The organism is Paraclostridium tenue (genome assembly GCF_039521565.1).
In the GTDB taxonomy this organism is placed as follows: Bacteria; Bacillota; Clostridia; order Peptostreptococcales; family Peptostreptococcaceae; genus Paraclostridium; species Paraclostridium tenue.
The window spans coordinates 48329-60626 of sequence record NZ_BAAACP010000005.1 but is presented as its reverse complement, the minus strand read 5'-3'; the positions used below and the strand labels follow the sequence as shown (position 1 = coordinate 60626).

Below are 12298 nucleotides of genomic sequence, written 5' to 3'. Positions count from 1 at the left end.
CCCCTAATCTAATAACTGTATAAACTTTATAAAAGCTTTAGTTCCCTTATCATCTCTTTTAAATACTCCAGCATGAGATAATGCAGTTAAAAACTTGATACCGATTTCCTCTTTTATAATATCATCTACATTGTCTTTTGTTAATTTATCAGAATAAGTTCTCCAAGTTTTAAGAATTTTTGAAGCTAAATCTATAATTTCATTTTTGTCTTTTCCACTTAATCTAATTACTGACATAGGCCACTTTAAAGTACTAAGTTTAATATTTTCATATCCATTAACTTTAAATACCATTTCTTCTTTTACTATTTCCATATGAAATCTATAATTTCCTCCTTGATAATGTTCATGTGATAAAATAGAACCTCCTACTATTGGCAAATCAGCATTTGATCCTATAAAATAATGTGGAAATTTATCAACTAAATTAAATAAATTGCTAAAAGTATTTTCATTTATTTTCATAGGCTCATGGTATTCATTAAATATTATGCAATGTTCATTATAGTAAACATAAGGTGAATATTGTATAAACCATTTATTTTCTGAGAGATAAATTGGTATAATTCTATGATTTTGTCTTGATGGATGATTTATGTTACCAAAAAAACCTTCATTTTCTTTACACAATAAACATTTAGGATAGGATGTACTTTTAGTAGTCTTAGCTTTTAATATTTCCTTAGGGTCTTTTTCTGGTTTAGATAAATTTATAGTTATATCTAAATCTCCATAATTTGTTTTAGTTTTCCACTTTATATTTTTATCTGTTCTAGATTTTCTTATATAATTTGATTGTATACTTAAGTTATAATAATACTTTGTAGCTTGTTTTTTATTTTTAATGTATAGGTTATTAAAGGTTTTAATAACTTCTGATGGTCTAGGCATAACACAATTCATTATCTGGGTATCAAATAAATCCCTTTGTGTAGTAGTATTTTCAATCAGATTTTTGTCAACTGCATAATCTAATATATTTTCAAGTATAGGAGTTGGAGTATCTAAATTTTCAACTACATCGAATTTATAAAACTCATCTAATTTTAATAACCCAAACAATAAATTAGTAGAATATATAATATCATCTTCATGAATCATTTCTTTAGATAGAGCAAAATTTATTAGTCTATTTATTTCGTAATTAATCATAACATACTCCTAATTAACTTAATTTTTTTGCACCACAACTTATATTAGCCACATAAAAACTTGGTAAATATCCTATCGACTCTTCATATAACTTGCCTACATTTTTTATGAAATCATCTACTTTATCTTCTTTAACTATACTTACACTACATCCTCCAAATCCTGCACCTGTCATACGAGAACCTATAAAACCTTCTTGTTTTAAAGATATATCTACCAATGTATCTAACTCTATGCCAGTAACCTCATATTCATACTTTAATGAATTGTGTGAATCTATCATAAGTTTTCCAAATAACTTTAAATTGCTTTCTTCTAATGATTTAACAGCTTTTAAAACTCTTTGATTTTCATATACAGCGTGTTTTGCTATTTTTTTATCTGTATCATTATTTATTAAATTTAAATTTAAATTTTCATTAAATTCACTTTCTGTTAATTCCCCTAAATTATTGATATTTAATTTAACTTTTAAATCTTTAAGAGCTCTTTCACACTCACTTCTTCTTTCATTATATTTAGAATCTGTTAGTTTCCTTTTTTTTGTTAGTATTTGATATAATTATTTTATAACCATCCATATTTATTTTGCTATATTTATAATTTAAAGTATTGCAATCAAGTAAAATTGCACAATTTTCCTTTCCCATGCCTATTGCAAATTGATCCATTATTCCGCAATTAACACCTATGAATTTATTTTCTGCTTCTTGACACATTTTAACTAAATCTATCCTATTTATATTTAAATTAAATACATCATTTAATATAATTCCCATCAAAATTTCTATAGATGCTGATGAAGATAAACCAGCTCAATTTGGTATATTTTCATAAAACAAAACATCTAGTCCAAAATTTATTCTATAATTATGATTTTTTAATGTTTTTATAACCCCTTTTGGATAGTTAGCCCAATTGTGAATCTTTTCATTTATCATATTATCTAAATTAAACTCAATTATTCCAAAATCTTTAAAATTCATTGAATACACTCTCATTAAGTTATCATTTCTTTTACTGATTAATCCATATGTACCAAAAGATAATGCACAAGGAAATACATGTCCTCCATTATAATCTGTATGTTCTCCTATTAAATTTATTCTCCCTGGAGAGAAGTAGGTATTATCACTTTTTTTATTAAATATAATCTCAAATTCTCTGTTTAAATCTAAATTCAAATTGATTCCCCCTTTGATTAAAATTTTCTTAGTTTTATATAAATAATGGTAGTATATTAATATATATAAGTAAAGTTATTAAAAAAATAGACTATGATTAATTTTTTACATAGTCTATTTTCAGTATATTTTTACTTAAATTATAAACGCTATAAGAATTATTTATAACTTTTATTAAATAATTCTACTAAGCATCCTTTTCCTAGAAAACCTAAATCTTTTAAGCTATTATCTAATATATTTAGGATGTATATTATATTTTCTAGTTTAGCATTTTCACCCATATGTCCTAATCTCAATAATTCATTTACATAATCTCCTAACGAAGTGCCTATAATTGTATTATATTTGTTTAATATGTGATTTGATAAATTTAAAGCTCCAATATTTTCAGGTATAGCTATAGCTGTTATAGTATTTGAATATCCATCTTCTAAAAAAAGTTCTAATCCATATTCTTTTAATGCATTTCTTGTAGAATTAGCTATTTTCCTATGTCTCTCAATTACATTTTCTATTCCTTCTTCTAAAATATTGTCTAAGGCTTTATCTAAACTTAATATATCACTTATAGGCATTGTATATGGAAAATTTTTATTTGCATAGTAATTTTCCCATATGCCTAAATTACAATAAAATCCAGTTACTTTAGTTTTTCTATTTTTTATAAAATACTTAGCATCTTCACTCACACTTACTATTGTTAATCCAGATTGTGCTGATATTGCTTTTTGAGAACCGCCAAGTGCTATATCTATTTTCCAGTCATCAACTAAAAGCTTTTCTCCAACCATTGCAGATACTGAATCTACTACTGTAAGTATATTATATTTTTTAAGTAGTGGACATATTTTACTTAAATCATTTAATACTCCTGTAGGTGTATCACAATGAACAACTGTTGCATATTTAAAATCATTGTCTTTTTCTAAAAAGTTTTTTAATTTATCTATATCTATTGTTTTTTTATGTGTTTCACTAAATAGTATAGCTTCTCCACCATACATACTTACAAACTCTTCAAATCCTTTTCCAAACACTCCATTATCTATTACTAATACTCTATCCCCTTTTTCAGTTAAAGATGCACAAGCAGCTTCAAGTCCAAGTATACCTTCACCATTTAGTATATATACATCATTTATAGTCTCTATTATTTTTCCTATTTTGTTACAAGTGTTTTTATAAAACTCTATAAATTCAATATCTATATCAGGATTTGTAGTTTTTATAGATCTAGCTTGTCTTACATTTTCCCTAATATTAGTAGGTCCTGGCATATATACAGTTTTGTTATTCATTTAGTATCACTCCCCCTATTAATTCTTTTATATTTTGATTGTATATGATTGCTTGATATTATGATACAATTTAAATTAATTTTTTATTTGTATCCATACATTTTACACTCTTTTTATATATAAAAAATAGATGCATATAAATGCATCTATTTTAAAGGGTTAATGTTTGTTTTTAGGGTTGTAACATTGATTATTTGGGAGGTATTTATCCTATATATAAATATACTATGATTTTGTGAATTTTGTATGAATTTGATATGAATAAAGTTTGCGTTTAATTGTATTTTTATTCTATTATTCATATCTACTAGGTAGTTTTAGCATCGATATACTCTTATAATAAAACAAAACTATATTAAATTGGTCTTGTTGACTGATATATATTAAATTTACAGCTTTCAGTTATTTCTTTTGCATCTGCTACTAAATATTTATCTATTTCTCTAACTCTAACTAGATTACCATTTAATGTTTTTACAATTATTACATCGTCGTCTATTTGTTCTCCTAAAAATCTACTGGCTTCATCTATATTTTTAGTATCTGCAGTTAAAACTAAATCATCTCTAACTCTTACATAATACCCTTTAGAAGTTTTCAGAATAGATTCTCCTCCTAAAAATTGTAATACAGTAAACTCTTCATTTTCAGATTGATTAAACTCAGTTGCTGCTAAATAAGAACCTCCACCATTTATAGCACTTATAAAACGTTCTTCTGATAAAGATATCATCACTATATCATTATAAATTATTTCAACAACTTCTTTAATTTTAAAAACAGTTTTTTCATTTTGCATAGATTCATCTGCTATCAATCTTTCTTCTTCTCCAACTTTTACATAATTTCCTTTATCTGTTTTAAGAGCTACTTCTTTCTCATTTATTGGTATTAGAGTAAATATAGTTGCATTTTCTCTATTAAATTCACTTGCATATATTCTATTATCATCATTATCGACTCTTACATAAAATCCTTCCTGAGTTTGTAATATAGCATTACCTCCTCCAATATTTATAAGTACAAATCTATCTGATAACTCTACGTCTTTTTCACCAGCTATTAATTCGTTCAATTCGCCTTTAACCGATACATACTCATCATTATAAACTGATTTTATAGTAACCAACTTATTTTTTTCTTCAGTAATATCTCTTATTATTTTTTTGTAAGTATCTTTCTTAATTATTCCTTTTTTATACAAATATTCAAAATACATCAAATCCATATTAATATTTCTCATATTAAATCCCCCATTTAATTTATTTAATAATATATATTTTTAATATATGATTTCTTTATTTGTTTTGCATTATGTCCAAGTCATAAATATATGTAAAATAAAAAAGACTTAAAGCAAAATTCTAATTATCATACACTAATACTTTAAGTCTTTTTTTATTCTATTTATTGTTTAATATTTTCCATTGTACTATTCACTAATAAAAAATCTCTAATTAGTAAATGTATTGTTTTGATAACTATATATCCTATAACAATAATCGATACTATAACTTGAATATATAAGATATATCTTAGAAATACTTCTAAATTAGAACCTATATTATTTAAATATTTTATATATCTTTGAGCTGCAGTAACGCCAATTCCTAAAGGAAATGTTAAAGGTGCAAGTGCCAGTGTAAAAGGTGTGTTTATAAGTCTAGGTAATAATACAAAACTATATATTATAGATGCATATCCTAGTAAAGCTAAAAATTTAAGTAACATAATATTGGGTTCTTCATAAACAGCTAAGTATCCAGCTAAGCAAATATTGGCTGGTGCTGTCATTATCATTAAAGTAAACTTTTTATTTCCTTCTAACTTATCCATAAATATAAGTCTATAAATCATTATTATCCCTAGAACTATAAATAAGGCTAATGAATAATAAAATATTACTCTTGATAAATAAGGCATCTTCATAGGTTTGCTTGTAACAGCCGCTAAACCTATACCTACTGTAGATATAAACCAACTAGGTAACATATTTGTTAGCCTAAAATCTTTTAACATATGTATAGTAAACATAATAAAAATTATAAAATGTAAGATAGTTGCACTTATCCATAATGTTTTGGCAAATTGTAAATTAAGTTTAACCACATACACAGCTATTAACATAATAGTCATAGAAATAGTTGGATATATACTTCCTGCTAATGGATTTTTAAGCTCATTCCAAACTTTATTAGGATGAAGTATAGTTTTTATAATTAATATTAATATAGATATAGTTGAAAATAAAACTGCTAAATGTCTAACCCATAAAATATTAAATTCCACAAGTGCTGTTGATATGCTCATAAATCCAAGGGATATTCCAGCTATTGCTATAGGTATATTTTCAAAATCACTCTTAGAAATTCTTTTTCTTATAGTTTTCATACTCAATCCTCTATTACTTTAATTTATTATCTTCTATTAATTTTTCAGCTATGTAAGCTGCTACTTCTCCAGTTATTTTTACACAATGAGCTTTTCTTTCTGGTGATTGAAACTCAAAATTTTTAGTCATAACTCTACAGCAAGTACTTTTATATAAACTTTTTATATGGTCATGTAAACCTGATGAAGCTACAAACATTTTTTCATTCATAGGCTCTTTATGACATCTACCATAAACCATTCCAAATGCCATTACTCCTCCACTTACAGCTCCACATAAACATCCTGATTTACCTATTCCAATAGGAAAGCCTGATGCTAATTTAGTTACATCATCACTAAATGGTTTCCCTAATTCATCATTTATAGTTTTTAATACAGCTTCTGAACAAAAAAATTCTCCTCTTTCAAAATAACCTTCTGCTATACGTCTTACTTCTTCTACTCTTTCTTGTTTTGTCATAATTATTCCTCCATTTTGTATTATTTGACATTTTTCTACATTAGTAATTATAAGTCAATTGTTTTTTTTTGTACAATAGTTAAAATCTATAAATCTTATTAATTCTATAGATTTTAACTATAAAAAAAACTACCATTTAGGTAGTCTTTTTTTATTCAATACATATATAATCTATATTTAAATATTTTTTAAATTCCCTGAAGTATAGTTTAAACTTAGGAATAGATACATAATACGGTGCTATTTCATATATATCAAAATATATAATTATTCCATCATTAGATATATAAAATTTTTGATTATCACTTATACCCTTAAAACCCTCATTCCCCTTAAAAAATAGTTCTTCATTTTGCTTTATAGCTTTTTTAATAGAACTATTTATAATAGTTTTATAATCTACTCCTTTTTTAAATAAATCCTTTAACTTAATTTCTTCTCCTGTTTTTAAATTATAATTATATCCTACCAAATAAGTCATACCATGTGCTCCACCTGTAAATTCATATTTTTCAGTAGTTATACTTATAATATCATTTTTATCATAGTTTACTTTAAAATTCATATATCCTTCATATTGATATTTAATATTTTCTTTATTATAATTTTTTTCATATTCTTCTGCTTCTTTTTCTATATTTTGTTTAAACGATATCATATCATTGTATATAATCTCATTTATCTTTTGGATTTTATGCTTATCATAGTCATTGTGATATATAAATTTAGGATAAATTATTATCTTTGGATAAATTAATTCGTATCTTAAAAATTCAGTATCTATAGATAACTTATTTTCAGATACACAAGAAAAATTATTCTTACACTCTAAAGTATTTCTCATATTTCTCCTCCTAAAACCTAAATTATAATTTAGAATATGTATTGTTGTACAATTTGTTACAAATAAAAAAAGATACATCTTTAAAGATGCATCCTATTTTGCTGTTATCGGTACTTGTATATTAAATTCTGTTTCCATCTCATCACTATATACGTCTAAAATACAATTGTATGATTCTAATAATTTTTTAATAGCATATAATCCATAACCTCTATTTATTCCTTTTGAAGAGTATCCTAGTTCGAATATTTTTTTCTTATCTTTAATTATACTTCCATTGTTTTTAATTGATATATTGTGATAATATTCTTCTTTATAAACATCAACATGTATATACTTATAATCTTTATTGTGTTTTTTAAGTTCATCTATTGCATTATCAATTATATTTAAAAGTATAGAGCTAAGTTCTGAATCTGATAGTTCTATATCTTCTAATAAACTATCTATACATGCCGTAAGTTGTATATCATATTTAAGTGCTCTTCTTTTTTTAGTATTTAATATAGCATCTATATATGAATTTCCTGTACTGAAATAAGTAATTCCACTACTATCATTATTAGATATTCCTAGTATATAGTTTTTAGCATCTTCATTTTTTCCATTTGATATTTGCATTAGTATAACTTGTAAATGATTCATATAATCATGTCGTTGAAGCCTTAGGACATCTACAGTATCTTTCATTTGTTTTAAATTGTTTTCTGTTAAATTTCTTTCTACTTCATCTAATACTTTTCTTTTATTATAATTTATTAATATTAATATTAGTCCTATTAGTATTAGTATAAATGAAAAAGTTAAAAATAAAATTAAAAAACGTTCTGTACTATAAACTAAATTTTTATTGTTGTATACAAGTAATACAACAATTCCCATAATAACCATTGTTAATGCACTTATGTAAAGTATCATACTTTCTATTTGTTTGTTTATATACATTTTACTGATATTATCTACTTTTTTGATGAATTTTTTATATTTAAGCAGTCGAATTACTATAAACATTATTGATATAGGTATATAATAAACTAATATTTTTAATATTTGATTTTCTAATACATGCTCTAAATTAATTCCTATAAAACTTATGAAAACTATTGATAATATCTCAAAAAAAAGTATTGTAGATAAAGTTATAATTGTTGCAATGCAACATCGTGCAAGGTTTACCTTAGAATATAAATATATTATGATAGCTATTGAAATACTCATAAAAATATTATTTAAGCCTACTGGAAAATTATTTTTTAATATAAAACATATTATTGAGTATATTAAAGCCATATAAATTATATCTTTTTTTCTTATCTCTTTTTCAACAATTACGCTAAGAGATGAAAATATTACTAAAGCTTCAGGTATGCTTATTAAAAAAAAATCTGTTATATTTATCTCTTTCACCCCTTCCCCAATTTTAATATTAGCATATTTTGATTAATACTTCTATATTCTCAAAAAATATTATAAATTTTGATTTTATTAAATTTAAATTATTTACATGCTAGTATATATTTTAATAAAAAAAAGAAGATTTGTTATCTTCTTTTTTTTATTAAAGCTAATATAATTAAAACTCCTACAGACCCTGATATAGGGTACATAAAATTAACTAAGTAAGAAAATGGAAGCATACCTCCAAATATCCCTAATATAGTACACATTATAGCCATTATATTAAATTTTTTGGACTTTTCTGGATAACAACTATTGCATACACTCCATAATAGAGGTGCTGCTGTTGTATATATTCCACCAATGAGTATTAATGAAAATATATTTCCTATTAATGGTGATATCTGCTTTGACATATATAAAGTTGGTATTTCTTGCATATGTACATTTTGTATATCGGCTAAAAGAGCTATGTTTATAAACATTGCAGATAATATAAGTATGAATCCACCTATTATTCCTGCTGGTTTACAATTTTTTATATTTTTTGCAGTTTTACCTGCTCCAACCAAAAAAGGCGTTGCAAATATTATATTAAGTCCACTATATACTATTGCAGATATGGGCCAACTGTCAATTGCTTTTGCAATACCTAAATTATTTATTGTAAAATCTATATTACTTAAATTTTGATAATTTTTCGTAATAGAAACTATACTTACACCTATGGCAATTACAGCTATTATAGGCCCTAAATTTCCTAATATGTCTAAAACTTTATTCATACCCATAATAACTGATATCATTGTTATTATCGCTAATATAATTCCACCTAAAATTTTATTTATTCCATAATATTGATTCAAAGTTGCTCCTGCACCTGATATCATAACAATAAAACTACATAAAGAAAATACAGGTATAATTATTTTAAATATACTCCCCATAAAATCTCCAAATAAATATGTAAATATGTCATTGCTATACCTTAATTGAGTATTTTTTCCTATCTTAAATAAACTTGCACCACAATACATCATAAGAATCATACATATAATCCCTGCTAAAATACTTTTACTCCCTTGAGATGAAAAAAACTGTAGTATTTCTTGTCCTGTTGCAAAACCTGAGCCTATACAAACTGATATATATGCTCCTGCCAACATAATAATTTCCTTCATATTTTTAACTATATTAATCCCCTCCTATATACTAATACTAAACATATAATGTTTCATTATTAATATATAAATGGATTAAAACTTATATTACTTATTATTTAAATATATAAAAACAAAACCAGAAACTATTATATAGCTTCTGGTTTTGTTTTTATTATAATATATTTATAGATGTTATTGGTTTTCTTAACATATAATATTCTTCTACTTCTACATCTAACTTCATTTTAACTATTTGCTTAGCATGCGGAGCTGATTCTATACTTTCTCCTTCTTCATTATACATTTCTAATATAGTAGCATGTACTGTTTCTTTTCCTGGTCCTATTATTTCTATCTTATCTCCTACAAACATTCTATTTCTTTGTTCTACTATTGGTAATCCAGTTTCTTCATCATGCCCTCTAACTACTCCAATAAAATCATAATTTCTAACGTAAGATGCTGATTCATAGTTTTGATCTTTAGTACTTGTTTTGTCTAAATAAAATCCTGTACTAAAGTGTCTATGACTACCTTTTTTAAGCTCTTCTAGCCACATAGGATTAAACTTCCAGTTTTCTGGGTCTTTTAAATATTCATCTATTGCCATTCTATAAGCTCTAACTGTAGTTGCTACATAGTATGCAGTTTTCATTCTTCCTTCTATTTTAAAACTATTTATACCACTTTCTATAATTTCTGGTATATATTCAATCATACACATATCTTTAGTGTTAAAGAAAAATTCTGCATCTACATCATCTAATACTTTTTTATATTCTCCATTATCTTGTTCTTCAACTAAAGTATATTTCCATCTACAAGATTGTGCACATGCACCTCTATTTGCATCTCTGCCTGTAGTGTAATTACTTATTACACATTTACCTGAGTATGACATACACATAGCACCATGTATGAAAGCTTCTATATCCATGTCTTCTGGAGTATTATCTCTTAATTCTTTAATTTCTTTAAATGATAACTCTCTTGCCATAACAACTCTTTTAGCTCCTTGATTATACCAAAATGAAGCTGCGAATGAGTTAGTTGTGCTAGCTTGTGTACTTATGTGTATTTCCATATTTGGAATAACTTTTTTTACTACACTAAATACTCCTGGATCACTTACGATAACTGCATCTACGCCTATTTCATCTAATTCTTTTAAATAAGCTTCTAATTGTTCAAACTCTTCATTTCTAGGTATTATATTTACAGTAACAAATACTCTTTTTCCTCTTTCATGTGCAAATTTTATCCCTTCTGCCATATCTTCTTTATTGAAGTTTTTAGCAGCAGATCTCATACCAAATATTTCTCCACCTATGTATACTGCATCCGCTCCATATACAAAAGCTGTTTTTAATCTTTCTAAATCACCTGCTGGTGCTAATAATTCTATATTTTGCATAGCGTCTCCTTTATTAAGATATTTTTATCTAAAATACCCTCCTTAAAAATTTTCAGTTATTTAAAAGAGGGCTGTCGTCTGTTTATTAATAATTTATATTATATACTAAAACTATTTTATTATATCAAAGTGTATAAATAAAATCTAGTTTAGATTTATTTTTTACATATATATATCTATCAACAAATAACTTTGATGTAATATTTTTATTTAAATCGTTGATTATACTATCTTCTTTTTCCATTTAATATTTTTTAAGTTTTCAGTTGAAAGTATATTGTTGTAAAAATATAGATAATTATGGATATGTCAAAGATTTAAGTGAAATTGATGATAATATGATTAAAAGATAATAATTTTAATTTTGAAATATTATATTAATATGTTAAAATAACATTGTAAATTTACATATAACAAAGGAGCAAGTCATGAAAAAAGAATTTTTAACTAGTGATAAAATTTTTATACATCCTACTAAATTTGCTGATATATTATTAAATAGCTTAGGTTATTCAGATTTACACGATAAATTAACTAAAAGCGATTTAGAATATAGTGATGCTAAAGTTCACGAAGTAGCACCTAGTGGATTTGTTGATTTTAACCAACATTTATATAGCGATATAAATCATATGAACTCTGTAAGCTGTGGAATATATATAGAAAGTTCTTTAGTTACTTTCAGAATATTTATATGGGGATCTAAAGGTGCAGGCTTTGAAATATTTAAACATGTTTTACGTGGAGAAGAAATAGAATCTTTAAAAACTATAGACGATATAAAATCTTATATACATAAACATTTAGAAGAATTAGAAGATGGTATATTAAAAACTTATGGTGAAAATGCTAAAGATGCTTTTGAACAGTTTGGTATGGGCATAGAAAGTAAAAAACTTCCTTTACCTAGCATACTTCAATTTATGAGTATAGAAAATAATATAGCTGACTTTAGATAATATATAAAAAAAAGCTGTCTAAACTTTAG

General features: G+C 24.8%; 12 protein-coding genes and 1 pseudogene. 1 reads left to right on the top strand and 12 read right to left on the bottom strand.

Features of this window, described 5'->3' with window-relative positions:
* Window positions 1–3 precede the first annotated feature (3 nt).
* From ABFX13_RS05295 to ABFX13_RS05240, 12 genes and pseudogenes are all read right to left on the bottom strand, one after another.
* Window positions 4–1152, bottom strand: coding sequence for a UDP-glucose--hexose-1-phosphate uridylyltransferase (locus tag ABFX13_RS05295; RefSeq protein ID WP_346043507.1), 1149 nt, complete (start codon window positions 1150–1152; stop codon window positions 4–6).
* Window positions 1153–1165: 13 nt separating this feature from the next.
* On the bottom strand, window positions 1166–1525 hold the full coding sequence (locus tag ABFX13_RS05290; RefSeq protein ID WP_346043770.1) for a galactokinase: 360 nt from the start codon (window positions 1523–1525) through the stop codon (window positions 1166–1168).
* A gap of 145 nt (window positions 1526–1670) precedes the next feature.
* Window positions 1671–1955: pseudogene (locus tag ABFX13_RS05285) on the bottom strand (GHMP family kinase ATP-binding protein); the annotation flags it as partial.
* A 12-nt stretch (window positions 1956–1967) separates the two neighbouring features.
* Window positions 1968–2336 (bottom strand): galactokinase family protein, encoded by a 369-nt coding sequence (locus ABFX13_RS05280; RefSeq protein ID WP_346043504.1) that lies wholly within the window; start codon window positions 2334–2336, stop codon window positions 1968–1970.
* A gap of 158 nt (window positions 2337–2494) precedes the next feature.
* Window positions 2495–3637 carry a pyridoxal-phosphate-dependent aminotransferase family protein gene (locus tag ABFX13_RS05275; protein ID WP_346043502.1) on the bottom strand — a complete coding sequence of 381 codons (1143 nt, stop codon included), beginning with the start codon at window positions 3635–3637 and terminating at the stop codon, window positions 2495–2497.
* A 355-nt stretch (window positions 3638–3992) separates the two neighbouring features.
* Entirely contained in the window at window positions 3993–4880 is an 888-nt protein-coding gene (locus tag ABFX13_RS05270; protein WP_346043500.1) for a fascin domain-containing protein, read from the bottom strand.
* Window positions 4881–5044: 164 nt separating this feature from the next.
* Complete coding sequence (locus ABFX13_RS05265; protein ID WP_346043498.1) at window positions 5045–6028, bottom strand: TDT family transporter; 984 nt, start codon at window positions 6026–6028, stop codon at window positions 5045–5047.
* A gap of 13 nt (window positions 6029–6041) precedes the next feature.
* A complete protein-coding gene (locus tag ABFX13_RS05260; RefSeq protein ID WP_346043496.1) occupies window positions 6042–6491 on the bottom strand; it encodes a C-GCAxxG-C-C family protein in 450 nt (149 codons plus the stop codon).
* A gap of 151 nt (window positions 6492–6642) precedes the next feature.
* A complete protein-coding gene (locus ABFX13_RS05255) occupies window positions 6643–7335 on the bottom strand; it encodes a DUF3298 and DUF4163 domain-containing protein (RefSeq protein ID WP_346043494.1) in 693 nt (230 codons plus the stop codon).
* 93 nt (window positions 7336–7428) lie between these two features.
* Window positions 7429–8742 (bottom strand): sensor histidine kinase, encoded by a 1314-nt coding sequence (locus ABFX13_RS05250; RefSeq protein ID WP_346043492.1) that lies wholly within the window; start codon window positions 8740–8742, stop codon window positions 7429–7431.
* A gap of 134 nt (window positions 8743–8876) precedes the next feature.
* Entirely contained in the window at window positions 8877–9914 is a 1038-nt protein-coding gene (locus ABFX13_RS05245) for a YkvI family membrane protein (protein WP_346043490.1), read from the bottom strand.
* A gap of 154 nt (window positions 9915–10068) precedes the next feature.
* Window positions 10069–11310 (bottom strand): peptidase U32 family protein, encoded by a 1242-nt coding sequence (locus tag ABFX13_RS05240; protein ID WP_346043488.1) that lies wholly within the window; start codon window positions 11308–11310, stop codon window positions 10069–10071.
* Between the two features lie 428 nt (window positions 11311–11738).
* On the opposite strand from ABFX13_RS05240, the gene ABFX13_RS05235 reads away from it, so the two are divergent.
* Window positions 11739–12269, top strand: a complete 531-nt coding sequence (locus tag ABFX13_RS05235) for a hypothetical protein (protein WP_346043485.1) — start codon at window positions 11739–11741, stop codon at window positions 12267–12269.
* Window positions 12270–12298 lie beyond the last annotated feature (29 nt).